We start from the raw sequence: 26,440 nt of genomic DNA on the forward strand, positions 1-26,440 counted from the left end.
TGGCGTGTGTGGGGGGTCAGCGGGCGGTCGGGGGGCCGTCGCCGCGGCGGGCCGGGCGGGTCCGCTCGACCAGGCCGGCGAGCCCGGCCAGCCCCCGGCTGACCAGCTCACCAGCCGGCGCCAGCGACGCGGGGACCCGGCGGACGACGGCGTCGACGACGTCCCGGCTGCGGTCCAGCACCGACAGGGGCAGGGCCGAGAGCACGTTGCCCGGCGGCCGGCGGGAGACCGTCGGGTGCGGCCGGGTCGGCGAGATCCGGCGCACCAGCTCCCACCGACGGCCCAGCGCCCGCAGCTCGCGCGCGTCCAGCCGCTCCTGCAGCCGCGGGAGCAGCACGTCCTCCTCGTCGCGGACGTCCTCCTGCAGCACCTCCACCAGCCGGGCCAGCCGCTGCGCGCGCCGCGGGTCGTCGTGCGCCAGCGTCTCCAGCTCGGTGACCAGCTCGTTGACCTCCTGGTGCTCCTCCTCCACGCGGAGGGTGAGCTCGTCGCCGTCCGGGAGGACGCGCCGCACCACCGGCCACAGCACGGTCTCCTCGGCGAAGGCGTGGCTGAACACCAGCCGGTCGATGCGGGTGAGCACCTCCTCCTGGGCGCGGCCGGTCGTGCCGTCCAGCTCGGACAGCAGCCGGTCCAGGTCGACGTGGTCGGCCCGCTGGCGGGCCAGGACGCTGGCCGGGCCGCCCAGCTCGGACACGGACTGCTCGGCGATCGATCGAGCCATGGTGACACCTCCGGTTGCGAGGTCCTGCCCTGCCCGCCGGGCGTCCGTGCCATGCACGGCCGCCAGGACGGCGATCTGTGTGGCGCGCCGTCTTGTTGTTTACAAGCGAAACAACAGGGGGACGTCAGAGCGGACAGTCCTGTCCGAGACGAAGAGGGCCGAATCCATGACGCAGTCGACCACCGCCGCCACCGGCAGCAGCACCACCACCTCGAGCGCCCTCAGCCAGACGGCGTCTCCGTCGGCGCTGCAGACCAGCCAGGGCAACACCACGATCGCCGACGGCGTCGTGCAGAAAATCGCCGGCCTGGCCGCCCGCGAGGTGTCCGGGGTGTACGCCCTCGGCGGCGGCGCCGCGCGGGCCTTCGGCGCGCTGCGCGAGCGCATCCCCGGCGGCACCCAGTCGATCGGTCAGGGCGTGTCGGTCGAGGTGGGCGAGAAGCAGGCCGCGGTCGACCTGGACATCGTCACCGAGTACGGCGCCCCGATCTCCGAGATCGCCCGCTCCGTGCGGCGCAACGTGGTCAACGCCGTCGAGGGCATGACCGGCCTGCAGGTCACCGAGGTCAACATCGCCGTCAACGACATCCACCTGCCGTCGGACGACGAGGGTCAGCAGCAGGAGCTCGTGCGGGTCCAGTGACGGCCGGCCCGAACCCACCCGACGCCGCGGAGGTCATCGCCGCCGCGGTCCGCGCCGCGCCAGCGGTGGCCGGGCTGCACGCCGGCGGTCTGCGCCCGGTGGTGACCCTGCTCCCCGGGCGGCGGGTCGACGGCGTCCAGCTCACCGACGAGCGGGTCACCGTCAGCGTGGTCGCCGCCCGGGGCGTCCCGCTCCCCCTGCTCGGCGAGCAGGTGCGGACGCGGGTGGCGCCCCTGGCCGGTGGCCGCCCCGTCGACGTGCACGTCGCCGACCTGCAGCTGCCCGGCGAGGAACGGCCGGCCCTGCCGCCGGGTCCGTCGGCCTGACCACCCGGAGGAGCCCGTCCATGACGACGCCCCTGTCCCCGGACGAGCGCCGCCGCCGGCGCGCGGAGCTCCGCCGGCACCACCCCGACCTCGGCGGTGACCCCGAGGCGTTCGCCCGCACGCAGCGGGCCTGGGCGTCCCGTCCCGGAGCCGGTGCCGAGGTGCGCTTCGCGCGCCGTCCGCGTGGCGTCCGCCGGGTGCTCGCCTGGTGGCGGGCGCGCCGCTCCCCCGCTCCACGCCGCGTCGTGTGAGCCCGATCCCCGTTCTGGAGGTACCGCCATGCCCCCCACCGTGGTGGGTCTGTTCACCGGTCTGCTGCTCGGTCTCGCTTGGGTGATCGGCGGTTTCGACGCCTTCGTCGGCACCGCCGTCCTCGGCGTGGTCGGCTTCCTCGTCGGCAAGGTCGTCGCCGGCCAGCTGGACCTGACGCCCTACCTGGGCGGCCGGGGACCGGGCCGGTGACGGCACCGGCCGCCGACGCCCTGCCCGGCGGACCGCCCGAGGAGCGCGGCAGCCTGACCGTCGCCGACCGGGTGGTCGAGCGCGTCGCGGGCTACGCCGCCACGCAGGTGGACGGCGCGGCCGCCGCGCCGCGGCGCGTCCTCGGCATCTCCGTCGGCGAGTCCCGCCCGGACGCCGAGGCCGCCGTCCGGGCCACCGTCGACGGCTCCGTGGCGACCGTGGAGGCGACCATCGCGGTGGCCTGGCCGCAGTCCGCGCGCCGGGTGACCGACGCACTGCGCGCCCGGATCCGCGAGGACGTCCGGCGGATCACCGACGTCGAGGTCGCGCACGTCGACGTCGACGTCGTGGACTTCGTGACCACCGCCGCGCCCGCGCGGCGCGTGCAGTGAGGGGAGGACGGCCATGGCCGTGGTGAACCGGGTCCTGGCCACCCTGCTGGCGCTGGCCCTCGTGCTCGGCGGCCTGCTCGCGGTGGCCGAGATCGTCCTGGCCGCGTTCGGACAGCAGCCCTGGCTGGTGCCGCACCCGGACTGGACCTCCTGGCTGGCCGACCAGACCCTGGCGTCGACCGCCGTCCGCGCCGCGCTCGTCGGCGCGGTGGTCCTCGGGCTGGTGCTGCTGGTCCTGGCGCTGCGCCGCGGCCGCCCCGGGGCCCTGCCGCTGCCCTCGCGCGTGGAGTCGGTGCGCACCACGGCGTCCCAGAGGGGCATCGAGCGCACCCTGCGGGCCGCGGCCACCCGCCCGGACGGCGTCCGCGAGGCCACGGTGCGGGCCCGCCGCCGCACCGTGCGGGTGCGCGCGGCCACCGCGCTGCGCGACCCCGGTGACCTGCAGTCCCGGGTGACCGGCGCGGTCACCGAACGGCTGGAGGAGCTCGGCCTGTCCGGCACCCTGCGGCCGCGGGTCACCGTGAGGGGAGCCGGCCGGTGAGCCGCCGCGTGGACACCGCCAACCGCACCGTCCTGGCCCTGCTCGGCCTGCTGCTGGCCGGGGGTGGGGGCGTCGGGCTGGCGGCCGGGTCCGGTGCGTTCGGCGACCCGCCGCCGGTGCTGCCCGAGCAGGCGCGCGCCTACCCCGGCGAGCAGCCCTGGTTCTGGTGGGCCGTCGCCGGCGGCTGTCTGCTCGTCGCCCTGCTGGCGCTGCGCTGGCTGCTGGCCCAGCTGCACACCGACCGGGTGGGCCGGCTGGACCTCACCCGCGACGACCGCGACGGGCGCACCGTCGTGCACGCCGGCGCCCTCGCCGACGCCGTCGAGGCCGAGGCGCGGTCGCTGCGCGGGGTGCTCGGCGCCTCGGCCCGGGTGGTCGAGCACCGCGGTCGCACGCTGCGGGTCGCCGTCGAGCTGGCCGACCACGCCGACGTCGCCGAGGTGCGCCGGGTGCTGGAGGACCGGGTCGTCGCGCACGCCCGGCAGGCGGTCGACGACCCCGACCTGCCGGTGGACGTCGAGCTGCGGCCCGGCCGCCGGGCGGGCAGCCGCGGCCTGCGCTGAGCGGGCCGACGACGGGCCGGTCTCCTGCGGGGGCCGGCCCGTCGCGGCGTCCGCGGCCGGCGTGCCCCGCGTCGTACCGGCCCGCCCTCCGCTCGACCGGCGCGCCGTTTACCCTGTAAACGACACCTGGTCAGCCCCGGCCGGCGCACCCGTCCCCCGAACGGAGTCATCGTGATCCTCAGCGCCGTGCCACCCCACCCCCCGGGTGCCGTCCGGCTGGAGGCCGGGGCCGACGGGCTGGTGCTGCACCTGCACGGCGAGGTCGACGCCGCGACCGTGGCCCGGTGGGAGCGCGACCGCCCCGCGGACGGCGACGTCGGCCAGGGCGCCGTGGTCGCGGTGGACGCCTCGGCCGCGGGGTTCCTCAACTCCGCCGGGGTGGCGCTGCTGGTCCGCGAGACCGAGCCGCACCGCCGCGCCGGCGGCCGCCCGGAGCTGCGCCGCCCCTCGCGGGGGGTGCTGCAGGTGCTGCGCCTGACCGGGGTGGTCGGGCTGTTCGACGTCGTGACGGACTGACCTCCCGCCGTCCGGGGTCGGTCAGCGTGCCACGCCGGGGTGCTGGGACTCGCGGAGCAGCCGGGCCAGGCGCTCGAGCAGGTTCTCCAGCGACTCCTCGAACTCCGCGGCCGACTCGTCCTCGGCCAGCAGCGGGGCCAGCCGGCGGATGTGCGGGTACTCGTCCAGGGAGCGGGCCCCGGCGGACGGGGAGGCGTCCGGGTCGTCCAGCGGGCTGATCGGGACGCCGCGCTGGGAGACCTCGAGCAGCAGGTGACCGAGCAGGAAGCTGGTGTACGCCCGGTAGGCGGCGACCGCGCCCTCGTCGGTGAAGCCGTGGTCGGTGAGGGCGTCCAGGAAGGACTCCAGCCAGCGCAGGCTGCGCAGCGGGGGCCGCACCCACGGCGCGGCCGGTGGCCGGGTGGCCACCAGCGGGAAGACCGCGGGGTGGGCCATGGCCATCCGGCGCACCCCGTGCGCCAGCCGCTGCAGGTAGTCCTGCCAGCCGTACTGCGGCGCCAGGTACACCTCCGGGTCGCCGTAGAGGGCGTCGATGACCAGCTCCACGACGCCGTCCAGCAGGTCCTCGCGGCCGGTGACGTGCCGGTACAGCGCCATCCCCTCGACGCCCAGGTGGGCACCCAGCCGGCGCATGGTGAGCGCCTCGAGCCCGTGCTCGTCGATGTAGTCGATGGCGGCGGTGAGCACCCGGCGCCGGTCCAGCGGGGTGCGGATGGTCCTGGTCAGCGGGGCGCGGACCGCCCCGGTGCCGCCCGGCGGCTGCGCGGTCGGGTCGGCAGGGGGCCCACTCTGGTCCGCCACGTCGCCCGCCCTCCACTCCTCGTCGGCCCCCGTTGTACCCCTGCCGGACGGCTGCGATGCCCCCGCTGTGCGCCGGACCGACCCAGAGGAGTGGCGTTTACCGCGTAAGCAGCCGGGCACCCAGGACACACCGGAGTGCGGGGCGAGCACCTCCCCGGTCCCGCGCCGACCACCTCACCACGACAGGAGCCCCTGTGATCACCGAGCAGCAGATCAGCCAGGTCATCGGCACGACCGCCTACGACGCCGACGGCGACAAGGTGGGCAAGGTCGCCGAGGTCTACCTCGACGACGAGACCGGCCGCCCCGAGTGGGCGACCGTCCACACCGGCCTGTTCGGCACCAAGGAGACCTTCGTCCCGCTGGCGCAGGCCGACCTCTCCGGTGAGCAGCTCCGCTTCCCCTACGACAAGGCGAAGATCAAGGACGCGCCGAAGGTCGACACCGACGGGCACCTGTCCCCGCAGGAGGAGGAGGAGCTCTACCGCTACTACGGCATGGGCTCGGGCACGTCGATGACCGACACCACCACGACCGGCACGGCGGGCATGGCCGCCGGCACCGCCGGGATGGCCACCGGGACCGCGGGCACGACCACCGACACCGCAGGGATGGCCGCCGGGACGTCGGGGCGCACCGACCGGGACGGCGACGGGGTCTACGACGACGTGCAGGGCCGCGCGGTGGGCCGGGACACCTCCGGGCCGACCACCGATGACGCGATGACCCGCTCGGAGGAGCGGCTGAGCGTGGGCACCCGCACCGAGCAGGCCGGCGTCGCCCGGCTGCGCAAGTACGTGGTGAGCGAGAACGTGACCGAGACGGTGCCGGTGTCCCGCGAGGAGGTGCGGGTCCAGCGCGAGCCGATCACCGACGCCAACGCCGGGCAGGCCTACGACGGGCCGGCGATCTCGGAGGAGGAGCACGAGGTCACGCTGCACGCCGAGCGTCCGGTGGTGGAGAAGGAGGCCGTGCCGGTGGAGCGCATCCGCCTGGACAAGGAGACGGTCACCGACACCGTGCAGGTCGACGAGACCGTGCGCAAGGAGGAGATCGAGGTCGACGGGCCCACCACGGACCGCCGCATCTGATCAAGGACCCTGCTGCCCCCCACGCCTCGCTCCGCTCGGCGCGGGACCCTGCAGCAGGGCCACAGACGGCGAGGCCCCGCCGGCAGTTGCCGGCGGGGCCTCGTCGTGTGCGGGACCGGTCAGCTGCCGGTCGAGGTGACGCCGAACATCAGCACCCGGCGCTCGATGTCGTAGTGCACGGTGCCCGTGTTGGTGAGCAGGTCCTGCAGGTTGTCCGCGTCGTCGGGGTCCAGGGTGAGGACCTCCTCCCAGGCGCCCTGGTCGAGGACCAGCTGCAGGGTGTACGTCCCGGGCTGCCCGGCCTCCCCGGCGATCCAGCTGAACTGGTAGTGCGTGAGCTGGCGGACCTTGACGCTGTTGTCGGTGAGCGGCTGGGGTACGTCGGGCACGGCATCTCCCTGTGTCGGGGCCGCGCCGGACGGCGCGGCCGCTGCACCCCCACGTACCCCTGCTCGACGGCCGACACCCCCCGGCCGGGATTCCTCCGGGTCAGTCCGCGAGGAGCCGGTAGCCCATCCCGCGCACGGTCTCGATCCGCGCGGCCCCGAGCTTGCGCCGCAGGTAGCGGACGTAGACGTCGACGACGTTCGAGCCGGGGTCGAAGTCGTACCCCCACACGTGGCTGAGCAGCTGCTCGCGGGCGAGGACCTGGCCGGGGTGGCGCAGGAAGGCCTCGGCCAGGGCGAACTCCCGGCCGGAGAGCTCGACGGTGCGGCCGCCGGCCTGGGCACGCCGGGTCCGCAGGTCCAGCGACAGGTCGCCGCAGGTCAGCACGGTCGCCTCGGTCTGCCGGCCACCGGACAGCCGCAGCCGCACCCGGGCCAACAGCTCCTCGAAGCGGAACGGCTTGGGCATGTAGTCGTCCGCCCCGCCCTCCAGTGCGGCCACCGTGTCCTGCAGGCTGTCCCGCGCGGTCAGGACGACCACGGGGATGTCCACCCGGTCGGCCCGCAGGGCCCGCAGCACCTCGAAGCCGTCCATCCCGGGCAGGCCGATGTCGAGCACCACCAGGTCGAAGTCGCCGCCGGCCGCCGCGGCGTGCGCGGCGTGGCCGTCAGCGACGACCGCGGTGGTGAAGCCGTTGGCCTGCAGGCCGCGTTCGATGAACGCGGCGATGCGGGTCTCGTCCTCGGCGATGAGCACGCGGCTCACGGCGGTCCTCCCCGGGTCACGGAGGGCACCCGGTCCCGGCGCCGCGACGGTCCTCCGCGCCATCGTCGTCCCGTCGCCGTCCGGTTGCCCTGGTCGGCGTCATCGTCCAGCAGGGCTGGGGGCGCGACGAGGGCCGCGCGCGCCGTCCCCGGCCTGCTCCCTCACCCCGCCGGGTGACCCGGGCCGGCCCGGGACACCTCCGCGCTGCGCCGGACTCCTGCTGCTGCCGATGGGAGGACGTGTCCGTGTCCCTGCCACCCAGGACCGACGCCGCGTCGGCGGACTGGGACGCGCGGCTGGCCTCGGTCTTCGCCGACCCCTCGTTGCTGCACCTGGTGTTCCAGCCGATCGTCGACCTGCAGCGCGGCACGGTGGCGGGGTACGAGACGCTGGCCCGCTTCCACACGCCGGACGGGCGCCCCAGCGACGCCACGCCCGACCGGTGGTTCGCCGCGGCCGACGCGGTGGGGCGGGGCGCGGAGCTGGAGGCGGTCGTCGTCCGCGAGGCCCTCGCCGTCATGCCGACGCTGCCGCCGGACTGTTTCCTCACCGTCAACGTGAGCCCCCACCTGCTCACCGAGCCCGCGCTGTCCGACCTGCTGCTGGCCGCCGACTGCCTGGCGCCGCTCGTCCTGGAGCTGACCGAGCACCAGGCCGTGGCCGACCTGCGGCCGCTGATCGACCTGCGGGACCGGTTGCGGGCGCGCGGCGCGCTGCTCGCGGTCGACGACGCGGGCTCGGGTTACTCCGGGCTGCGGCAGATCACCGAGTTCCGACCGCAGCTGATCAAGCTCGACCGGGCGCTGGTCGCCGGGGCCGACGGCGACGAGGTGAAGCTGGCCCTCGTCGAGATGCTCGGTGAGTTCGGCGGCCGGATCGATGCCTGGCTGCTCGCCGAGGGCATCGAGACGTGGGGCGAGCTGCTGGCCTTCCAGCGGCTGCAGGTGCCCCTCGGCCAGGGCTGGCTGCTGGGGAGACCCGGTCCGCCGTGGGCCGGGCTGGACCCGGCCGTCGCTGAACGGCTGCGGCGCCAGGCGGCGCAGGCCCGGCTGGTCGAGTACGTCGCGGCGCTGGTCGAGCCGATCGTGGTGCTGCAGGACGGTCGGGCACCGGACGGCGCGATCGGCGTCGAGGTCGACGGCTACGGGCACCCGGTCAGCCTGCTCATCCCGTACCGGCGCGGTGCGGACCCGCCCGGCCACCGCCGGGCGCCGGTGAGCCTGCGGGTGCACTCCTCCACCGGGCTCCGCGAGATCGCCCGCCGAGTGGCGGCCCGGCCCGAGGAGACCCGGTTCGACCCCGTCGTGTGCGTCGACGCGCGCGGCAACGCGCTCGGCGTCGTCCGGATCGAACGGCTGCTGCTGCAGCTGGCCGCGGCCGACGCCGGCTGACCGACCCCGCCGTCCGACGGACGGCGGTCTCCCCCTCACCCCGGAGGTGAACCGTGAAGCAGTTCGCGTGCGGTGACGTCGTCCCCTCGTGTGGACGGACGTTCAGCGCCCCCACCGATGACGACATCCTCGTCGCCGTCGCCGGTCACGCCCGTGACGACCACGGCCTCAGCGACATCCCGCCGGCCCTGGTGGCGCAGGTCCGCGCGGCCATCCGCGCGGCGTGAGCCGCCCCGCCTGAGGTACCCCGCGGTCCCCCGCGAGCCCCGGCCCGTGACGGGCCGGGGCTCCGCGGTGCGCGCGCTGCCGTCCGTGGGCTGCCGTCCGTGGGACGGGCGCTCAGTACGGCGGTGGTGTGGTGACCGCGGTCAGGCCGGTGGGGGTGGTGAGGGTGAGGGTGCCGTCGGGGTGCAGGGTGTGGGTCCAGCCGGGTGCCTGGTGCTTGCCGCGGTGGTCGGTGGTGCAGTAGCCGGCCAGGTTGGCCGCGGAGGTGTGCCCGCCGTCGGCGTGTGGGCGGTGGTGGTCCAGTTCCCCGCCGGCGGGCACGTGGCGGCGGCAGCCGGGGAAGCGGCAGCGGCGGTCGCGGGCGCGTACCCAGCGGTCTAGTTGTACTGACCGGGGAGGTTGGTCAGGCGGCTGATGGGCGGGTGGCCGCCGATGCCGGTGTGGGGCCGGTGGTGGTTGTAGGCGTGTAGCCAACCAGGGAAGGCCGCGCGGCGGTCGGCTTCGCTGGTGAACAGCTGGGCGAAGGCCCATTCGCTGGTCATGGTGCGGTTGAACCGCTCGACCTTGCCGTTGGTCTGCGGCCGGTAGGGCCGGGTCCGCTTCGCAGCGATGCCCAGCTCGGCGCAGGCAGCGGCCCAGTTGCGACTGCGGTAGCAGCCGCCGTTGTCGGTCAGCACCCGGCGAGCGGTCACCCCGCGAGCGGCGAACCAGTCGGCCGCCCGGCGCAGCACCGCGGCGGCGGTGGGGCCGGTCTCGTCCTCACAGATTTCGGCGTAGGCCAGTCGAGAGTGGTCGTCGAGGACGACGTGGATGAACCCGTGGCCCATCAGCGGGTTGCGATAGCGGCTTCGGGCCCGGCCGCCGTCGAGGTGCCGGTTGACTTTGCCCTGGACCCGGCCGAGGAAGCGCCACCCGCCGCCGGCGGGGATGTTGCCCAGCTTCTTCACGTCGACGTGCAGCAGCTCACCGGGCGCCTCGCGTTCATAGCGCACGACCACCCGCTCGCGGCGCTCGAGACGAGACAGCCGGCCGATGCTGCAGCGGCGCAGCACCGCTCCGGCCGTGGAGGGCGCCACGCCAGTCTCGGCGGCCAACCGAACCGGCCCCCAGCGCTTACGCAGCCGCAGCGACACGATCCGCTTCGTCCTCGCCGGATCGGTCTTGGTCGGGCTGGTGTGGGGCCGGCTGGAGCGGTCGGTCATGCCGGCGGCGCCTTCGGTGCGGTAGCGGTCGGCCCAGCGCCGGGCGGTGGTTGCCGAGACACCGAAGCGCTCGGCGGCCCGCGTCGCCGGCCACTTCTCCTCGACGATGAGTCGGGCCATCTGCAGCCGCTGGCGTGGTGTCAGTGCGGCATTAGCGTGGAGCACGAGGACCTCCGGTGTCGTGCAGTGGTCGCCTTCAGCAGCTCCACTCCACGCCCGGAGGTCCTCCCTCACAACATCCGTCAATCAGATCCTGTGATTGCACGCCCTCGACCAACGTCTCCGGTCAGTACATCTAGTGCCGCGCCGGGAGTGTAGCCGGCGGTGGGCGTGGGTGGGCCCAGGCCGGGGCGGGCGGTGAGGTCGTGCCCGCAGGTGTCCGGGCTCCGGCGGCAGGCGGGGCGGTCGCAGTGGGCGGCGCGGCGCAGGCCGGGCAGGTCGGTCAGGGCGCGCAGGGCGCCGCTGACCGCGTCGGTGAGCACGATCCGGGGCCGGTCGACCAGCCCGCCACCGCCGGTGGCCGCCAGCAGCGCGGCCAGCTCGGCCCGCTGGGTGTCGGTGGCGGCGGCCAGCGCGCCCAGGGTGTCGTGGGCGGCGTTCACCCGCCCGGCCGGGCCCGCGGCCCAGTCGGCCTCCACGGCGGCGTGGGCGCGCAGGGCGGTGCCCACCGCCCGGTCGGCGTGGGCGAGGGCCAGGCCGGCGGCGTGCACCGCGGCACCGGCATCGTCCACGGCCCGGTCCGCGGCCGCCCACCACCCACCGCCGGGCACACCGTGGGGTGCGCCGGCAGTGGTCACGCCGGCAGTGGTCGCGCTGGCCGTGGCGTCGTGGTGGTCGAGTGCACGACCGGCGTCCCACCCCCGGAGGTCCCCTCCCCCGCACCTGCGATCCCCGACACCGGGTGGCTCCGCCTCGGGTAGCTCCGGCTCGGGTGGCTCCGGCTCGGGTGGGGCACCGGGTGACCAACCGGGATCACCCGGTGCCGGCGCGTTCCTGAACGCCTCGTCGACCAGCTCGGCCAGCCACCGGTCGAAGTCGTCGGCGTCGAGCTCGGCCTCGGCCCGCTCGATCGGCCCACCCGCGGCGTCCACCGGGTCCCCGCCGGGCACACCGGCAGCGGCGTCGCCGCGGACCGGCATCTCCGGCTCAACCGGAACGGCGTTGGCATCACCGGTACCGGCGCCCACGGCAGCGGCCGCAGCAGCGGTGCCGGCGCTGTCGGTGCTGGCGGTGTCGCTGCCCTCGCTGTCGTTGCGCTCGGTGCCGGCGGACTCGCTGTCGGCGGGCTCGGTGTCACCGGCGACCGGGTGCAGGCCGGCAAAGGCACGGGCCAGCTGGCGGGCCATCTCCGCGGGCACCGGCTCCCCATCGATCTCACCCGGAGCGTCCCCACCCAGCAGCGTGGCCACCGACGCGACCACGTGCAGCAACACCCGCACCGGCGGCACATCGGACTCCCCCGGGCGCAGCACCAGGTCCAGCAGCGCATCCACCGCCTTGTGCCCCCGCGTGCGCGGCGGACCGCTGACCGCCCCCGCGGCGTCCCCGCTGCCGGTGTCCGGGTCGTCGGCGACCGCCCCCGCGGCGTCCCCGCCGCCGGTGTCCGGGTCGTCGGCGCCCACACTGTCGGCGTCCGGGTCGTCGGTCAGCGCGTCGGCACAGGCCAGCAGCGCCGCGTGCAGCGCCCGCGCCTCCGCCACCGTGCACACCACCGACACACACGCCATCCCCTCGGCCCGCTCGGCCCGCAGGTACACCCCCCGCTCGGTCAGCGCCGCGGCCAACCGCCGCGCCACCGCCGCCGCGTCCCGGCGGGCCACCACCACCCGCGCCCGGGCCCCCAGCTGCGCCGGGGTGGTCACCTGCCGCCGCCGGCCCACCCAGTCCAGCAGCTCCGCCTCCACCTGCCCGCGCAGCACGTCGTCGCCGATCGGAGCGACCTTGTCCACCAGGTGCCACAGGTGCCCGCGGTGCAGCACGCCGGCCTCCAGCGCGACCAGCGTGCCCGGCAACCGGTGCACCACCGTCAACGACTCGGCCAGCAACGCCTCCGCCGCCGGCCGGGTCAGGTTGCACGCCACCGCCAGCTCCGCGGTGGCCCACTCCGACACCGGCCGCAACACCTCCGCCCGGCCCGCCCACCGCTCCGCCGACATCGCCCCCGGCACACCCTGCGCCCGATCGACCGACGCCGGCCGCGACGCGGCGAACTCCGCCACCGCCCGCGCCCGCACCGCCACCTGCCGGGCGATCTCCCGATCCGCGGCCTGCACCACACCCAACGCACCCGACGCCCACCCCACCGCCGGCGCAGCGAGACCCTCGCTGCGGGGCGGCACAGTGTCGGACACGTGTTCGATCATAGTCCCCGGCGACGACCGGAGCAAGACGAAAGTGCAGGTCAGCGAGCCGATCGGCGCCAACAGGCGAAGGGCTCCGCAACGCCGCCGGACCAAGGCGAAGCAGATCCCCCGCGCCGGGGACGAGCCTCGCTCGATGCTCGTGCACACACGAACGCGGCTCGCCGTCCGCCCCTGCCACGCATGCCGGGCGGGCACCGAGTCCGGGCGACCGGCGACGCGGTCGAGCCCGATGGTCCCGTCCGGACCACCGGCTCGATCACCCCGAGGGACGTCAGTGCGCGTGGGCCGCCAGGGAGGCCGAGAGGGTCAGCCGGTAGGCGTCCGGGACCTCCACCGGCTCACGTGGCGCCGTGGGCAGCAGGTCGATGACCATGCGCGTGGGGGCGAATGCCTCCGCGTACCCGATCCGTGCCTGCGCGCCCCAGTGCCGGGCGGAGGCCACGACGGCGTCGGGCTCCACCATCGCCGACATCTCCACCTGGGAGGCGTGCGCACCGAGGGCGGCGAGCTTGCCGGAGAGGTAGGCGGTGACGTCGACGAAGGTCGTCGGGGCGAACGTCAGCGTCGACGGGCTCTGGTAGTGCAGGACCCGGGACAGCCGGCGGGCCGCGGACAGCGTCGCCGCGGCGACACCGCGGTGGTCCTGGTGGCTGTCGTCGGGGGCGTGCACGTACACCACGTCGGCGTCGGTCTCCGCGATGGCCCGCTCGACGACGGCGACCGTGGCGGCGTCCGGCACGACGGTGCAGTCGCGCTGCCCGCCCCAGAGCAGCCGGGCACCGAGCGTGCGGGCGGCCTGCTCCTGCTCGAGCCTCCGGCCGACGACGGCCTCGTCGTCCCCGGGCCCGTTCTCCCCGCCGGTCATCACCAGCATGGTGACGGCGTCACCGGCGGCGGAGTGCGCCAGCAGCGTGGCACCGCAGCCGAGCTCGATGTCGTCGGGGTGCGCCCCGACCGCGAGGACCCTACGCATCGCCGCCGCTCCTGGCAGCCAGGTCGCGAGCGCGCCGGTTGACGCGGTGCACCGCGACACCGCCCACCACGCCGGCGAGCACCAGCACGATCGCCGGGCCGGTGCCGTTGCCCTCCTCGGGCAGCTCGGTGGACGACGGACAGGTCGTCGCCTTCGAGGAGCTCCCGCCGTAGACGCCGTTCGGCCCGACCGACACGGTGTGCCCGTCGAGGGCCCAGGACGCGCCGTGCCGCCACTCCTTGGCGTTCACGGTGATGGAGTAGGCCCCGCGCTGCTCACCGGCGGCGAAGGTGGTCGGCTGCTTGCCGTCGTGCCGCTTCGGCGTGATCTTGTTCTCCCGGCCGACGCGGATGGTGACCGACTGCGCCGTCTTGTTCGTGTACCCGAAGACCACGGTGTGGGTCCCGTCCGGGTTCGCCCGCGCGCAGTCCAGCGTCGGCTGGACCTGTCCCCGCGCCTCGGCGGTGCCCGGTGTCGCGGCCAGTACCGCGCCGGCCAGCACCGTCACCAGCGCGAGCTGCGTGACGGACGCCCGCAGGCGCCGTGCCGGTGAGGGTCTCGTCGACCCGTCCATGCTCAGTCCTCGCGTCCGGGGGGCGGCACTCCCGCCCCGACGGACTGGCATCGGCACGTCCCGCCCTCCGCTGGAGACCCGGGCGGACGGTCTCACCCGGAGGGGTGAGGGGGCGGCGCAGCGGTCGGCCGCCGGCGCGACCTCGTCGGGCCCTCCGTCGAGGACGCACCACGACTCAGCCGCCCGACACGAGCCCCGCCCAGGGGGCCTCGTCCGGAGGGGGGACGCCGGTCCCGAGGAGGTCCAGCGCCAGGACGGCGGCCTCCGGGAAGGTGTCGGTGACCGCCCAGGCGGGTGGGGCGTCGGGGGCGGCGGCGTACTCCCCCTGCCGGACGCGGATCGCCCGGGCGCCGACGGCGGCCGCCACGGCGACGTCCTTGCCGGGCCGGTCGCCGATCACCAGCAGCCGGTCCGGCGGCAGGCCCAGCCGGGCCGCGACGGCCACCAGGCCGGCCGGGTGCGGCTTGCGGACGGCCCGCCCGCCCAGGGCGTCGGTGACGACGACGACCGGCAGCAGCGCTCCGAGACCGGTCGCGGCGAGCTTGGCCGCCTGGATGGCCGGGGCGCCGTCGGTGAGGCAGGCCAGCGGCGCCGCGGCGGCCAGGGACCGCAGCGCGGGGGCCACCCCCGGGTAGGGCCCCAGCCGGGGCGGGGTGTGCCCGGTGAAGGCGGCCACCAGCGGCGGCACCAGCCCGGGGAGGGACGTCGCCGGCACGCCCACCGCGAGCAGCGCCCGGTCGATCGTCCCGCCCCTGTCGGAGCCGGACGCCAGCTCGGCCCGCAGCGCGGCGTGCACCGCGGCGGCGTCCAGCCCGGCCCGGCCGGCCGCGACGGCGACCGCCGCCGCAGCGGAGGCCAGGTACTCGGCCTGCGGGTAGAGCGTGTCGTCGAGGTCGACCACCACACCCAGCGGCCGGAGTTCCGTCACCACGGCAACCGGCCGTCGGTGAAGTCCGGCTCGTCGAGGGCCAGCAGGGCGTCGGTGCGCTCGTCGGCGAGGAGGGCGGCCACCTGCGCGCCCGTGGTCCCGTCGCCGTACGGGCAGGGTGCGGTGGCGGCCCGCTCCTGCCCCGCCGGGGTGGTGTGCCCGGCTGCGGCGGCCAGCACGGCGGCGGCCGCGCGGTCGTCGGCCAGCCCGGCCAGCGTCGTCGTCCCGGCCTCCACGCCCTCCCAGCGCGGCGTCGAGCCGCGCAGCACCACGACCGGGACGCCGAGGTAGGCGGCCTCCTCCTGGATGCCGCCGGAGTCGGTGACCGCCAGCCGGGCCGAGGCCAGCGCGCCCAGCAGGGCGTCGTGACCGACCGGCCCGGTCAGGGTGACCGCCGGGTGCTCCAGCCGGGTGCGCAGCCCGGTCTCCGCCAGCCGCGCGGCGGTGCGCGGGTGCACCGGGAAGGTGACCGGCCCGACCGTCCCGGCCAGGGCCGTCACGACGCCGACCAGACGGGCCAGGCGCACCGGGTCGTCGACGTTGGTCGGCCGGTGGGCGGTGACCAGCACGCCGGTCCGCTCCCTCACCGGCACCTGACGGACGCCCCGGGCGACCAGGGTGTCGATCACCGGGTTGCCGACGACGAACACCCGCTCGGCGGGCACGCCCTCGCCGGCGAGGAACGCGGCCGCCCGCTCCGTCGGCGCGAGGTGCAGCTGGGCGACCGCGGCGGCGACCCGCCGGTTGACCTCCTCGACGCTGCGCGGGTTCAGGCTGCGCAGCCCGGCCTCCAGGTGCGCGAAGGGCACCCCGGCGGCCCGGGCGGCCAGCGCGTAGGCCGGCACGGTGTTGGTGTCCCCGAGCGCGAGCACCACGTCCGGCGCGCACGACCGCAGCGCGCGGGACGCGTCGGCGTGCAGCGCCCCGGTGCGCTCGGCGGGGTCGGCCGGCAGCGTGAACCGGTGACCGGGGACCAGCCCCAGCGCCGCCTGCAGCTCCGGCCCCATCCGCGGGTCGGTGTGCTGGCCGGTGTCGACCACGCTGACCCGGTGCCCCGCCCCGGTCAGGGCGGTGACCACCGGGGCCAGCTTGACCACCTCCGGGCGGGTGCCGAAGGGCACCAGCACGTGCCGGCTGCGGCTCATGCCCGCACCGCCACCGGCGCGCACGGGTCCTCGACGGGGGTGCCGTCCTCGCTGCGGTAGGTCTCGGCGAAGTAGCGGCTCATCGCGATCCCGGGGCGGAAGTCCAGCTCCGGCAGCGCCTCGCCGCGCACGCCGGCCAGGTACGCGCCGACGACGTCCGCGCCGGCGGCCAGGGTCAGCGGCAGCCCGCCGGAGAAGCGCGGGTTGATCTCCACGACCGTCGCGGTGCCGTCGTCGGCGACGAAGCCCTGCACGTTGGCCGGCCCGGTCAGCCGCACCGCGGCCAGCGCGCCGGTGACCACCTCCGTCACGGCGGCCGAGGCGAAGGTGCGGCCCTTCACCGAGATGCCGGCCCTGGTCTCCTCCCGCCAGCGGGGCACGACGACGCGGACGGCGCCGTCGCGGTCGACCAGGGCGTCCGCGGTGAACTCCCGGCCGGTCAGCCGGGTCTGCACGATCAGCTCGCCGTCGGCCCGGAGCGCCGCCAGCACGGCGTCCCGGTCGTCGAGCAGCTGCACGCCGCGGCTGCCGCGGCCGGCCACCGGCTTCACCACCCACGGGCCGGGCACGCCGGCCAGCCGGCCGACGGACGCCGCGGTCGCCGGGTGCGGCACGCCCGCGGCGGCCATCGCGCGGGCGAAGGCCGCCTTGTCGCAGCACAGGTCGACGGCGGCGGCGTCCGGCAGCCAAGTGGCCACGCCGGCCGCCGCCAGCCGCCCGGCGGCGGCGGCCAGCGCCGGCAGCTCCTCGGCGACCGTGCCGACCAGCGCGTCGACCCCGTACGCGGTGCAGGCGCCGAGCAGCGCGTCGACGAAGCGGGGGTGGTCGCCGCGCGGCAGCGTGACCGCCGTGTGCGCCAGCGCGCCGCCGGCGGCGGTGCTGTCGGCGTCCGCGGCGACGACCCGGTGGCCGAGGGCCACCAGCCGGCGGACGACGGCCACGCCGGCCGGGCCGCCCGCCCCGGTGACGAGCACGGCGGGCCCGTCGGACGGCGGGTGAGCCGCGGGCGGGCGCGGGGAGGGCAGCGAGGCGGTCATCGGTCGTCCTGGGTCGTCGGGGCGGACCGGGGCCGGTGGCACCGGGGGTCGCCGGGGCGGCGCGGCGCGCGAGAGCCGCTCGGTGGGTGCCTCGGCCGGGTCGGGGGCGGCCGGGTCGGGGGCGGCCGGGCCGGGGGCGGCCGGGCCGGGGGCGGTGTCCCGCTCGGGGTGCTGCAGCAGCCAGGCGCGCGCCCACAACCGCAGCGCCGCCACCCGGGGGGAGGTCACCGGTTCCCACTGGCGGGCGGCGATCGCGGCGGCGAGCGCGTCGAGCACGGCCGGGTCCTCGTCGTAGGTGGCCACCGCGACCAGGGACGCGGCGTGCGCGCCGAGTCCGTCGGCGGCCAGCGCGCGCACCCGCGCGGCACGCTCGGCCGACGGCAGGTGACCGATGCGGTAGTCGATGCGGCCGGCCTCGCGGCGCGCGCCCATCCACCGGGCCACCCGGGTGGGCAGCATGTAGCGGTACACCAGGCCGGTCAGGTTGACCCGCCGGGTGGCGGTGCGGACGTCGTCGTCGGCCGGCCGGTAGCCCAGGCCGGGCCGGGCCCAGCTGTCCGGACGGCGGGCCGTGTGCCGGCCGGCGACGTCCTGCTCGGCGCGCTCGGCGGCGGGCAGGGTGAGGCAGACCATCAGCAGGAACCCGCCGAGGGTGGCGGCGAGGTTCCACACCGTCCCGACCCAGTCGTGGAAGAGCACCAGGGCCGGGGTGCCCCACACCAGGCCGGCGACGGTGGAGCCGACCAGCCGCAGGTGGTTGAGCACCAGCAGCGCCGCGACGGCGACGACCAGCCCGGCGACCGCGTGCTGGCGGCGGCCGCGCAGCACCACGGCGGTCAGCGCGGTGAGCCCGAGGACGGACAGGATCGCCGAGCAGGACTCGGTGACCTCGGCCAGGATGATCTCCCCGTCGGGGCGGAAGACCAGGACGTGGCGCTCCAGCGAGCCCGACACCGAGTCGACGCCGACCCAGCCCAGCACGGCGGCCACCCAGCGGGCCTCGTGCACCTGCAGGAGGTCCGCGCCGTAGCGGAAACCGACCGCGCAGATGACCACGGCCAGGGCGAGGTCCAGCAGCACCGGCAGCAGCCGGCGGCCGCTGCGCCGCGGACGGCGGGGACGCCGGGGCCGCCCGGCGCGGTGCCTCCCCCGGTCCGTCACCACCGCCGCCACCGCCGTCGTCGTCACCGTCGCCACCTAGGCCGCCGTCCCGGCCGGGGTGACCACGGGCGGGTCGACCCGCACCGTCGAGGTGGCGCCGGACCGCGAGGTCTTCACCCAGGTGTAGGGGCGGCCGAGCATGCCGTCGAGGTACGCGCGGGTGGTGATCCAGATGGACAGCGCGAACGCGGGCAGGAAGCCCAGCAGCCGCCACGCGGCCCGCCGCTCCACCCGCCCGACGAGCAGGCCCACCGACAGCTCGGCCAGCGGGCCGACGAACAGCAGCATCGACAGCGGCAGCAGCGCGACGACCGGCAGGTCCCCGATGCCGAACGCGCGCAGCACGGTGAGCAGCAGGCCCAGGCCGCTGAGCAGCGGCACGTGGTAGACGAGCAGGAACAGCACCGTCTCGACCTTCTCGACCAGCGAGAGGTACGGGGAGCGCACCAGCGGGCGCCAGTAGTCGCGGAAGCACTTCTGGTGGCCCCGGGCCCAGCGGTACCGCTGCTTCCAGAACCGCTGCGTGCTGACCACCGCCTCCTCGAAGTCGACGGCGGACAGGTCGTAGCGCACCCGCTGGCCGGCCATGAGCACCCGCAGCGTGAGGTCGGTGTCCTCGGTCACGGTGTGCGGGTTCCACCCGCCGAGGCCCCGGAGGGTGGACATGCGCACCGCGCAGTTGGCCCCGCCGTAGGCGGGCAGCTCGAACAGCGCCTGCCGGCCGTACTCGTTGACCAGGTACCCGGAGAGGAAGTCGACGAAGACGGTCGAGGCCATCGAGGAGTCCCGGCCGTTGCGGATCACGCAGCGGCCCATCACCGCGCCCACGACCGGGTCGCGGAAGTGGCGGACCAGCCGGCGCACCGCCGTCGGGTCGGGCTCGTGGTCGGCGTCGAAGACGACGGCGACGTCCGCGTCGACCAGGTGCAGGGCGTCGTTGAGGGCGCCGGACTTGCCGCCGCCGGAGCCCGGCGGGCGGTGCAGCACGCGCAGCCGCGGCTCGCGGTCGGCCCAGGCGTCCAGCCGGGCGCCGGTGCTGTCCTCGGAGCCGTCGTCGACGACGACCAGGGTGAGCCGGTCGGCGGGGTAGTCCAGCGCGAGCAGCGCGGTGACCATCCCGTCGACGACGAGCTCCTCGTTCTTGCAGCCGACGAAGACCGCGACCGAGGGCGTCCAGCTGTCCAGCCCGACGTCGGCGGCCAGCATGTCGTGCTCGGCCCAGCGGGCGGCGGCGACCGCGAAGGCCAGGTGCCGGCAGAAGTACACGCCGAAGACCACGTTGAGCACACCGCCGACGACACCGAGGGTGGCGTCCGGGCCGTACAGCAGCGCCACCATCGCGAAGCCGCAGGCGTAGGCCAGCAGGACCAGCGGCCGCCCCTCGGGCCGGCCCGCGTGCGGGTCGACGGGCGGCGCGTCCGCCGGGGCGACGGTGACCGCCGGGAGGGTCGTCGCGCGGACCACCGTCGCCACCTCCCCACCCTGCTGCGCCGTGCGGGCGCGCGGACGCGCCACCGGATGCCATCGGCACCGGGCGCCCCCGTCTTGAGCCGACGCCCCCGCCGCGCCACGGGCACCACGGGGGCGCCTGCCCCGCCGGGGTGAGCGCGCCGCCGGCGGCTCAAGGGCGGTGGCGTCCGTGTCGTTGCGCACGGGACGTCAGCGGGAGCCGACGGAGACCAGGAGGTGGTGGGCGTGCCGGGTCCGGGGAGCGGCACGGGGACGCCCGCCGCGCTGCGCTCCACCGTGGCCCGGGAGGCCGCGGTGGTGGTGGCGCTGACCGTCCTCGTCGCGGTCGCCAGCGCGGCGGCCGACCTGCCGGGACGGATCGCGCAGTGGTCGCGGTCGACCGTCGGGCCGCTGGACGACGCCGTCCTGCTGCTGGCCGTCTCGCACGTGTTCATGCTCGTGTTCGGGTCGCGGCGGGCGCGGGACCTCAAGGCCCAGTCCGCCCGCCGGGAGCAGGCCGAGCGGGAGCTGCGCGAGCGCGCCCGCACCGACCCGCTCACCGGACTGCTCAACCGCGCCGGCCTGGCCGAGGAGCTGGGCGCGGCGGTCGGGCCCGCGGCGGCCGGGGGCTCGCGGCCGGCCGTCGTCCTGCTCGACCTCGACCGGTTCAAGGAGGTCAACGACACGCTGGGCCACGCCGTGGGCGACGCGCTGCTGCGCGCCGTGGCCGGACGGCTGACCGCCGAGCTCAGGTCCGACGACGTGCTGGCCCGCCTCGGGGGCGACGAGTTCGTCGTGCTGCTGCGCGACGCGGACCCGGACGCCGTCCGGCACGCCACCGACCGGCTGCTGGCCGCGCTGCGCCGACCGTTCGACGTCGACGGGATGGTGCTGGAGGTCGACGGCAGCCTGGGTGTGGCCACCGCGGGCACCGACGCGGCGGAGCTGCTGCGCGCCGCGGACGTCGCCATGTACGCGGCCAAGGCCGACCGCAGCGGCGTCGTCGTCCACACGCCCGCGCTGGACCGGCACGGGCCCGCGCGGCTGGGTCAGTTCGGTGACCTGCGCCGCGGGATCCGCGACGGCGAGCTGCAGGTGCACTACCAGCCCAGGGCCACGCTGGCCGACGGCCGGGTCGTCGGGGTGGCGGCACTGGTCCGGTGGGCACACCCGCAGCGGGGGCTGCTGCCCCGGTCGGAGTTCATCGGCCTGGCCGAGGCCACCGGCCTGGTCCGGACGCTCACCGACGTCGTCCTCGCCCGCGCGCTCGCCGACTGCCGCGACTGGCGGGCAGCCGGGCGGGAGCTCACCGTGGCGGTGGACCTGTCCGCCCGCGTGCTGCTCGACCCCACCCTGCCCCGCCGGGTCGCCGCGCTGCTGGCCGAGCACGGCCTGCCGGCCGGTTGCCTGGAGCTGACGGTCACCGGGAGCGCGGGGGTGCCTGACCCGGCGCAGGCGCTGGACGTCCTGCGGCAGCTGCGCGGGCTCGGCGTGACCCTCTCCGTGGGCGACGACGGCACCGGGCACGCCTCGCTGTCCTCCCTCAGCCGGCTGCCGGTGGGCACGCTGAGGATCGACCGGTCGTCCACCACCACCATGGACGTCGACGGCACCGCGCACGTGATCGTGCGCAGCACCATCGAGCTGGCGCACGCCCTGGGCCTGCGCGTGGTCGCCGAGGGGGTGGAGACGGCGCGCACCTGGCAGCGACTGCGCGCGCTGGGCTGCGACGAGGCCCAGGGCTCCTGGCTGGCCCGGCCGGCACCGGCCGCGGACGTGCTCGCGCAGGTGGCCGCGGCCGAGTCACGGACCGGCGTGCCCGCCCGCTCCGGCTGAGCGGAGGGGCTCAGCCGCGACCGCGCGCGGCGCTCCCGGGGTCGGCGTGTCAGGGAGTCGACGCCGACCGCTGGGTGGCGGTCACCAGGTGGCAGTTCGACGTCCCGACCGGGGTGACGGGGAAGCCCATTTCGGTGAGCACCTCGGCGATCGCGGCGCTCATCGTCCGCTGCACCGCCGTCTCCAGCTCAGGGCCGTGGACCCGGTCGACGCTGATCCGGTCGTGCTGGCGCCAGGTGACCAGGATGCCGCGGCCGCCGGGGTCGGGCACCAGGCACACGCCGCCGGCGGCGTCGTCGTCCGTGCTGTCGTGCAGGGTCAGCCCCGCCTCGAGCAGGGCGGCGCTCACCTCGACCAGCAGCGTGGTGAGCGTGTCGGAGTCGGTCAGCAGCCCGTCCCAGTCGTCGGTCAGCCGGTCCAGCTGGCGGCCGAGCTCGACCAGCCAGGCCTGCTCCTGCGGGGACTGGCGCCGCGCGACACCGCCGGTGGGCCCGCACACGCCGTACACCCGGTGCACCGAGTCCGACAGCTGGGCGGACAGCGCGGTCCAGTCCGCCTCGATCCGGTCGGGGAAGGGTCCGGCCACGACGGCCGACCCGTCCACCAGCCACCAGCCGGCGCGCTGGCCTGCGGGGTGGGCCGCGCGGCCGGCGGCCTGCGCCTGCTGCTCCCGGGCCGCCGACGCGTGGTCGCGCTCCACCTCGAGGCGGGTGGTCGACGTCCTGCCCAGCCACACGATCAGCCCGAGCAGCACGAGGAGGGCCAGCCCGGCCTCCGTCGCCTCCAGCGTCACGACTGCTCTCCTCCGTGCTGCGGTCCGGCTGCCGGGGTGGCAGTGGACGGGGTGGTCATCCGGGTGGTGGTACGGGCGGTGCTCGTGCGGGCGGTGCTCGTGCGGGCGGTGCTCGTGCGGGCGGTGCTCGTGCGGGCGGTCGTCACGGGGGCGGCGGGCCCGCGGGCCTCACCAGGCACGCCAGGCTCCGCCCGGGCCGGCGCCCCAGTCGGTGGCCCACCGCAGCCAGGAGCGCACCCGGCCGCGGATCTCGGCCCGGTGGGCGCCGGTCCGGCGGGGCACGTCCGCGGCGTACAGGTCCATCAGCAGGCCCAGGCCCTCGTCCGTCGGTCTCGAGAAGCGCAGCTGGGGTGCAGAAGGCGTACTCACGCGGGTCTCCTCATGGTGTGCCGCCGCGGTGGGTGGGTGTCGCGACAGGCGGAAACGTAGGTCCGGACGCCGTGGTTCTCGGCTCGCCGAACGTCCTGGTACGGGCCTCGTCACGAGATCGTTGTGCACCCTGGGAAGGGGGATCGGTGACCCGTTCCCCGCTGCACCGTCAAGTCGACTTCTCCCCCGTCCCCGCGCGCGGAACGGCGGTCACCGGCCGCCGATCACCACTCCGGCGGCGCGACCACCGGCATGTCGGACCGCCGGGGCTCCGCGGTGTCGAGAACCGGGGACCGGCCCAGCGGGACCACCTGACCCGCCAGGCGGCGCGGCTCAACGCCCGCCGCGGCCGCTGACGAGCCGGGACCGATGAGATCGTCCGCACCTGCCGGTCGGAGCTCCCGGACCGGGGTCACGGACCAGGAGGACGCATGCGGAAGATCGTCGTGCACCTGACGCTGTCGCTGGACGGCTGCTTCGAGGGGCCGGACCACGACCTGAGCTGGCACCTCGTCGACGAGGAGCTGCACGCGCACTTCAACGCGGAGCTCGCGACCGACAGCGCCTTCCTGGAGGGGCGGGTCACCTACCAGCTCATGGAGGCGTTCTGGCCGACCGCCGACCAGGACCCGGACGCCCCACCGACCGTGCGCGAGTTCGCCGGCATCTGGCGGGCGGTGCCCAAGATCGTGTTCTCCCGCACGCTGCAGGCGGTCGGTCCCAACGCCTCGCTGCGGGCGGAGGTGGACCCCGACGAGATCCGCGCGCTCAAGGAGCAGCCCGGCGGGGACATGACCCTCGGCGGGGTCGACCTGGTCGGGACCTTCCGCCGGCTGGACCTCATCGACGAGTACCGGCTCTACGTCGCCCCGGTCGTCCTCGGCCGCGGTCGACGGCTGTTCGAGACCGGCGACGAGCCGACCCACCTGGAGCTGGTGGAGCACCGGCGGTTCGGCAACGGGGTCGTGCTGCTGCGCTACGCCGTCCGACGACCCCGGTCCGTCGCGTGGGCCCCGTGGGGATCGAACCCACAACCCGCGGATTAGCAGTAGCAGGCGCCCGCTACGGCCCGACCTCTACCGCTACGGCCTTTTGAGCTGCGATTATCCCTGGAGTACGGGGCGCTGCGGACCGCTGTGAACCCGTGGTGACCCCTGATTCCGGTGAGTAAAATGGGGCTAGACTGTGGCGCCATGGGACGTCCCCCCTTGGCGCTTGGCACGTCCGGCGCCATCCGTTGCTATCGGACCGACACCGGCTATAGGGCCCGCGCCCTGACCCGGGACTACGACGGCCGAGTCCGCGCCGTCGAGCGGCGCGGCAAGACCAAGACCGCCGCAGAGGGAGCTCTGAAGCTGGCCCTCCGGGACCGCACGCGGACCTCGGCATCCGGCCGCATCGCCGCCGACAGCCGTGTCTCCGCACTCGCCGACGCCTGGTACGCCGGGTTGACGGATCTTTCCCCGCGCACCATGGAGGCCTACCGGGACCGGCTCGACCGGCAGATCTTGCCTGGGCTGGGACAGCTGCGAATCCGTGAGCTGAGCATTGGCGTGCTCGACCGCCACCTGCGACTTGTTGTCGAGAACCATGGTTTGGCCACCGCCCGAATGTGCCGCTCGGTGCTGTCGGGGATGTGCACGCTGGCCGCCCGCTACGACACCTTGCAGCACAATCCCGTTCGGGCGCTGGGCCCGCTGAGCAGCAAGGCCAGAAAGGCGCCGCGCGCGCTCACAGTGCCACAGCTGCAGCAGCTCCGGGCCGCACTCACGTACGACGACCGGGCCATCTCCCGAGATCTGCCCGACCTGGTGAGTTTTCTGATGGCCACTGGCCTGCGCATTGGCGAGGCGTGCGGCCTGGCTTGGAGTGCCGTGGATCTGGATGGAGGCACGATTGAGGTCCGGGTGACCGCTGTGCGCGTGAGAGGTGAAGGCCTCGTCATCAAGAAGACCAAGTCCGATGCGGGTGCCCGGATCCTGGTGCTCCCCCACTGGAGCGTCACCATGCTCCGGGAGCGAGCCGCCCACACCGTCCCTTCGGACGGAGGCAGACCGGTGTTTCCTGCTCCTCTCGGGGGCTGGCGAGACCCCTCCAACACGCAGGCCGACCTCCGAGATGCCTTCGCCACCGCCGGCTTCGAGTGGGTGACCTCTCACGCCTTCCGCAAGACGGTGGCCACGCTGATGGACCAGGCCGGCCTCTCGTCACGGGCAGCAGCCGACCAGCTGGGCCACGCCAACACCTCCATGACCACCGACGTGTACTTCGGCCGCAAGGTCGCAGCAACCGGCGCGGCTGCTGTCCTGGAAGCACTTGCCGACACCAGTAATGATGCAAGCGCCCTCGGGGGGCCAGTCGAGGTTGATGTCACACCGTCCGCATGAGGCCCCGTTGCGGGAATCATCACCGGACGGGCCTTGTGGGACACCCTCAGCCGCACTTGCCTCTCGGACCTGCGGCATTCCCGATTGGGGTTCCGCTTGCGGGACAGTTACGTGCGCCTCCGGCCCGCGAGTGTCACAGGGTTGGCGAGCGCCGCCATGGCTCCGTCGCGATGCCGGACCTCGACGCGCACGAAGGCGGACTCGTTCGCGTCGGTGCACCACCGCACGGCGCCGGACCCGTCGGCATCCAACGATTCACAGTGCACCGTCCCCCGATCGGTGTGCAGGCTGACTTCGCCCATGGGCACGCCCTGGACTTCCGCGCGCACCTCGACTAGGCGTCCGTCGGTTCTCAAGCGCTCACCCGGTCCTGCGGCGCCAGCGGTGGCGGAAGCGGTGAACGCAAGCTCGACACCGGCCGACCCGGCGATCCAACACCGGCCAGCGCGGATGCCGGCCAGGATCGCCGCCGCACTGAGTTCCTCGGCAAGCACGACGGTCTGCGGGGAACCGATCTGGCCCCGCAAGTGCGTATCGCTGCTCCCGATGGACGGGCGCCACCGATTGAGAGGAAGGTGAGCAGCCAATCCTTGAGCCCACGTCCTCAGGGCCGCCTCGTTGTCTGCTTGCCAGGGCAAGTCTGACTTCCACGACCCGTTCCAGACCTCCAGGACGTCGAAGTCTTCGAACGGATACAGGAATCGTCCCGTCCGATACGAGGCGTAGGGGTGAGCCACCACGCAGACGCCCCCGGACCGATGCACCGCGTCCACGTGCTCTTCGATCACCTCATCGCGAACCCCGTACCGCCAGTCGACCACCTGCCCGGGCTCTATCCCGAGCGCGAGCCAATGACCGGACTGAGTGGTCACCTCCTGACCGAGAATCACGAGCAAGTCGTCGCTGCTCAGCGACCGCCAGATGTCGTGAGCAGCGGCCGAGTTGTGCTCAGTGGTCACGAGAAAGTCAAGCCGTGCCTTACGCGCCTCGCTCGCTAGTTGCTCGGGCGTCAGCTCGGCAGCGTGCGAGTAAACCGAGTGAACATGGAGATCTCCGCGGTACCAGCGGAGACCTGGAGCAGCCAACCCCGCCGGGGACGACACTGAGCTCGCCTCCCTATCTTTGACACCGCGACCAGACCACGGGGCCGCCGGTATCGAGCAACGCCCCTTGGCAACCAGGTGATCGCCAGTGTCCATCCTGGTGACGCAGCTTCTCCGCAGGGGATCCTCTGCGAGACACCTACGGCGGGCGACGCCGACTCGCCGGACGTCGCCGTGGCGGGTTCGATGAGCGGGAAGAACGTCCGCATCTGCCGCTTTCGGCGCCACCCCGGGTAAGTCTTATATTTCGTCGGTCCTACTCGTTAGGGTTCTGAGCCACGGCAGAGATCTCG

30 protein-coding genes are annotated in these 26,440 nt (G+C 75.3%); 14 read left to right on the forward strand and 16 right to left on the reverse strand.

Annotated elements, in window-relative coordinates; genetic code table 11:
• Positions 1 to 16 precede the first annotated feature (16 nt).
• A complete protein-coding gene (locus tag RTG05_RS19325) occupies positions 17 to 724 on the reverse strand; it encodes a hemerythrin domain-containing protein (RefSeq protein WP_166526467.1) in 708 nt (235 codons plus the stop codon).
• A gap of 166 nt (positions 725 to 890) precedes the next feature.
• On the opposite strand from RTG05_RS19325, the gene RTG05_RS19330 reads away from it, so the two are divergent.
• The 8 genes from RTG05_RS19330 (at position 891) to RTG05_RS19365 (ending at position 4,167) form a co-directional block, all read left to right on the forward strand.
• Complete coding sequence (locus RTG05_RS19330) at positions 891 to 1,367, forward strand: Asp23/Gls24 family envelope stress response protein (RefSeq protein WP_166526468.1); 477 nt, start codon at positions 891 to 893, stop codon at positions 1,365 to 1,367.
• Positions 1,364 to 1,693 (forward strand): hypothetical protein, encoded by a 330-nt coding sequence (locus RTG05_RS19335; protein WP_166526469.1) that lies wholly within the window; start codon positions 1,364 to 1,366, stop codon positions 1,691 to 1,693. Before RTG05_RS19330 ends, RTG05_RS19335 begins: the two co-directional genes overlap by 4 nt.
• A gap of 20 nt (positions 1,694 to 1,713) precedes the next feature.
• Positions 1,714 to 1,944: a hypothetical protein gene (locus RTG05_RS19340; protein ID WP_166526470.1), complete on the forward strand. Its 231-nt coding sequence runs from the start codon at positions 1,714 to 1,716 to the stop codon at positions 1,942 to 1,944.
• 28 nt (positions 1,945 to 1,972) lie between these two features.
• Positions 1,973 to 2,155 (forward strand): hypothetical protein, encoded by a 183-nt coding sequence (locus RTG05_RS19345; RefSeq protein WP_166526471.1) that lies wholly within the window; start codon positions 1,973 to 1,975, stop codon positions 2,153 to 2,155.
• Positions 2,152 to 2,547, forward strand: a complete 396-nt coding sequence (locus RTG05_RS19350) for an Asp23/Gls24 family envelope stress response protein (RefSeq protein ID WP_166526472.1) — start codon at positions 2,152 to 2,154, stop codon at positions 2,545 to 2,547. Before RTG05_RS19345 ends, RTG05_RS19350 begins: the two co-directional genes overlap by 4 nt.
• Before the next feature lie 13 nt (positions 2,548 to 2,560).
• Complete coding sequence (locus RTG05_RS19355; protein ID WP_166526473.1) at positions 2,561 to 3,088, forward strand: DUF6286 domain-containing protein; 528 nt, start codon at positions 2,561 to 2,563, stop codon at positions 3,086 to 3,088.
• On the forward strand, positions 3,085 to 3,651 hold the full coding sequence (gene amaP, locus RTG05_RS19360; protein ID WP_166526474.1) for an alkaline shock response membrane anchor protein AmaP: 567 nt from the start codon (positions 3,085 to 3,087) through the stop codon (positions 3,649 to 3,651). The genes RTG05_RS19355 and amaP overlap by 4 nt, the downstream gene beginning before the upstream one ends.
• Positions 3,652 to 3,837: 186 nt before the next feature.
• Positions 3,838 to 4,167, forward strand: a complete 330-nt coding sequence (locus RTG05_RS19365) for an STAS domain-containing protein (protein WP_166526475.1) — start codon at positions 3,838 to 3,840, stop codon at positions 4,165 to 4,167.
• Positions 4,168 to 4,188: 21 nt separating this feature from the next.
• Here RTG05_RS19365 and RTG05_RS19370 read toward each other — a convergent pair whose 3' ends face one another.
• The gene (locus RTG05_RS19370; RefSeq protein ID WP_208104658.1) at positions 4,189 to 4,968 is read right to left on the reverse strand and encodes a TetR/AcrR family transcriptional regulator C-terminal domain-containing protein; all 780 of its coding nucleotides are present in this window, start codon (positions 4,966 to 4,968) and stop codon (positions 4,189 to 4,191) included.
• Positions 4,969 to 5,162: 194 nt separating this feature from the next.
• On the opposite strand from RTG05_RS19370, the gene RTG05_RS19375 reads away from it, so the two are divergent.
• Positions 5,163 to 6,059, forward strand: coding sequence for a DUF2382 domain-containing protein (locus RTG05_RS19375; protein ID WP_166526476.1), 897 nt, complete (start codon positions 5,163 to 5,165; stop codon positions 6,057 to 6,059).
• Positions 6,060 to 6,178: 119 nt separating this feature from the next.
• On the opposite strand, the gene RTG05_RS19380 is transcribed toward RTG05_RS19375, so the two are convergent.
• Together RTG05_RS19380 and RTG05_RS19385 are read right to left on the reverse strand one after the other, a co-directional pair.
• On the reverse strand, positions 6,179 to 6,448 hold the full coding sequence (locus RTG05_RS19380; protein ID WP_166526477.1) for a hypothetical protein: 270 nt from the start codon (positions 6,446 to 6,448) through the stop codon (positions 6,179 to 6,181).
• Between the two features lie 100 nt (positions 6,449 to 6,548).
• Positions 6,549 to 7,211: a response regulator transcription factor gene (locus RTG05_RS19385; protein WP_166526478.1), complete on the reverse strand. Its 663-nt coding sequence runs from the start codon at positions 7,209 to 7,211 to the stop codon at positions 6,549 to 6,551.
• A 245-nt stretch (positions 7,212 to 7,456) separates the two neighbouring features.
• Here RTG05_RS19385 and RTG05_RS19390 point away from each other — a divergent pair, with 245 nt between their 5' ends.
• Positions 7,457 to 8,602, forward strand: a complete 1,146-nt coding sequence (locus RTG05_RS19390; RefSeq protein ID WP_315912057.1) for an EAL domain-containing protein — start codon at positions 7,457 to 7,459, stop codon at positions 8,600 to 8,602.
• 53 nt (positions 8,603 to 8,655) lie between these two features.
• A complete protein-coding gene (locus RTG05_RS19395) occupies positions 8,656 to 8,829 on the forward strand; it encodes a DUF1059 domain-containing protein (RefSeq protein ID WP_166526479.1) in 174 nt (57 codons plus the stop codon).
• A gap of 112 nt (positions 8,830 to 8,941) precedes the next feature.
• Here RTG05_RS19395 and RTG05_RS19400 read toward each other — a convergent pair whose 3' ends face one another.
• The 9 genes from RTG05_RS19400 to RTG05_RS19440 all read right to left on the reverse strand — a co-directional run bounded on the left by RTG05_RS19400 (position 8,942) and on the right by RTG05_RS19440 (position 19,683).
• The gene (locus tag RTG05_RS19400; protein ID WP_315912058.1) at positions 8,942 to 9,148 is read right to left on the reverse strand and encodes an HNH endonuclease; all 207 of its coding nucleotides are present in this window, start codon (positions 9,146 to 9,148) and stop codon (positions 8,942 to 8,944) included.
• A 56-nt stretch (positions 9,149 to 9,204) separates the two neighbouring features.
• The gene (locus RTG05_RS19405; protein ID WP_166526481.1) at positions 9,205 to 10,194 is read right to left on the reverse strand and encodes an IS481 family transposase; all 990 of its coding nucleotides are present in this window, start codon (positions 10,192 to 10,194) and stop codon (positions 9,205 to 9,207) included.
• 77 nt (positions 10,195 to 10,271) lie between these two features.
• On the reverse strand, positions 10,272 to 12,380 hold the full coding sequence (locus RTG05_RS19410) for a DUF222 domain-containing protein (RefSeq protein WP_208104659.1): 2,109 nt from the start codon (positions 12,378 to 12,380) through the stop codon (positions 10,272 to 10,274).
• A gap of 283 nt (positions 12,381 to 12,663) precedes the next feature.
• Positions 12,664 to 13,365 (reverse strand): PIG-L deacetylase family protein, encoded by a 702-nt coding sequence (locus RTG05_RS19415; RefSeq protein ID WP_166526482.1) that lies wholly within the window; start codon positions 13,363 to 13,365, stop codon positions 12,664 to 12,666.
• Positions 13,358 to 13,939 (reverse strand): hypothetical protein, encoded by a 582-nt coding sequence (locus RTG05_RS19420; protein WP_166526483.1) that lies wholly within the window; start codon positions 13,937 to 13,939, stop codon positions 13,358 to 13,360. Before RTG05_RS19420 ends, RTG05_RS19415 begins: the two co-directional genes overlap by 8 nt.
• A gap of 175 nt (positions 13,940 to 14,114) precedes the next feature.
• A complete protein-coding gene (locus RTG05_RS19425; RefSeq protein ID WP_166526484.1) occupies positions 14,115 to 14,867 on the reverse strand; it encodes an HAD family hydrolase in 753 nt (250 codons plus the stop codon).
• Positions 14,864 to 16,012 carry a non-hydrolyzing UDP-N-acetylglucosamine 2-epimerase gene (wecB, locus tag RTG05_RS19430; RefSeq protein ID WP_166529299.1) on the reverse strand — a complete coding sequence of 383 codons (1,149 nt, stop codon included), beginning with the start codon at positions 16,010 to 16,012 and terminating at the stop codon, positions 14,864 to 14,866. Before wecB ends, RTG05_RS19425 begins: the two co-directional genes overlap by 4 nt.
• Complete coding sequence (locus RTG05_RS19435) at positions 16,009 to 18,237, reverse strand: ATP-grasp domain-containing protein (protein WP_315912059.1); 2,229 nt, start codon at positions 18,235 to 18,237, stop codon at positions 16,009 to 16,011. Before RTG05_RS19435 ends, wecB begins: the two co-directional genes overlap by 4 nt.
• 9 nt (positions 18,238 to 18,246) lie before the next feature.
• Positions 18,247 to 19,683: a glycosyltransferase family 2 protein gene (locus tag RTG05_RS19440; protein ID WP_166526486.1), complete on the reverse strand. Its 1,437-nt coding sequence runs from the start codon at positions 19,681 to 19,683 to the stop codon at positions 18,247 to 18,249.
• A gap of 222 nt (positions 19,684 to 19,905) precedes the next feature.
• On the opposite strand from RTG05_RS19440, the gene RTG05_RS19445 reads away from it, so the two are divergent.
• Positions 19,906 to 21,495: a putative bifunctional diguanylate cyclase/phosphodiesterase gene (locus RTG05_RS19445; protein ID WP_315912060.1), complete on the forward strand. Its 1,590-nt coding sequence runs from the start codon at positions 19,906 to 19,908 to the stop codon at positions 21,493 to 21,495.
• Positions 21,496 to 21,544: 49 nt separating this feature from the next.
• On the opposite strand, the gene RTG05_RS19450 is transcribed toward RTG05_RS19445, so the two are convergent.
• Positions 21,545 to 22,288, reverse strand: a complete 744-nt coding sequence (locus tag RTG05_RS19450) for a hypothetical protein (protein ID WP_166526488.1) — start codon at positions 22,286 to 22,288, stop codon at positions 21,545 to 21,547.
• A 168-nt stretch (positions 22,289 to 22,456) separates the two neighbouring features.
• Entirely contained in the window at positions 22,457 to 22,657 is a 201-nt protein-coding gene (locus RTG05_RS19455) for a hypothetical protein (protein WP_166526489.1), read from the reverse strand.
• Between the two features lie 431 nt (positions 22,658 to 23,088).
• Here RTG05_RS19455 and RTG05_RS19460 point away from each other — a divergent pair, with 431 nt between their 5' ends.
• Together RTG05_RS19460 and RTG05_RS19465 are read left to right on the forward strand one after the other, a co-directional pair.
• Positions 23,089 to 23,703, forward strand: coding sequence for a dihydrofolate reductase family protein (locus tag RTG05_RS19460; protein WP_166526490.1), 615 nt, complete (start codon positions 23,089 to 23,091; stop codon positions 23,701 to 23,703).
• A gap of 147 nt (positions 23,704 to 23,850) precedes the next feature.
• Complete coding sequence (locus tag RTG05_RS19465; RefSeq protein ID WP_166526491.1) at positions 23,851 to 25,044, forward strand: tyrosine-type recombinase/integrase; 1,194 nt, start codon at positions 23,851 to 23,853, stop codon at positions 25,042 to 25,044.
• Positions 25,045 to 25,151: 107 nt separating this feature from the next.
• Here the strand turns inward: RTG05_RS19465 and RTG05_RS19470 are convergent, their stop codons facing one another.
• Positions 25,152 to 26,243 (reverse strand): CehA/McbA family metallohydrolase, encoded by a 1,092-nt coding sequence (locus tag RTG05_RS19470; RefSeq protein ID WP_166526492.1) that lies wholly within the window; start codon positions 26,241 to 26,243, stop codon positions 25,152 to 25,154.
• Positions 26,244 to 26,440 lie beyond the last annotated feature (197 nt).

Source organism: Geodermatophilus sp. DSM 44513 (assembly GCF_032460525.1).
Taxonomy (GTDB): Bacteria; Actinomycetota; Actinomycetes; order Mycobacteriales; family Geodermatophilaceae; genus Geodermatophilus.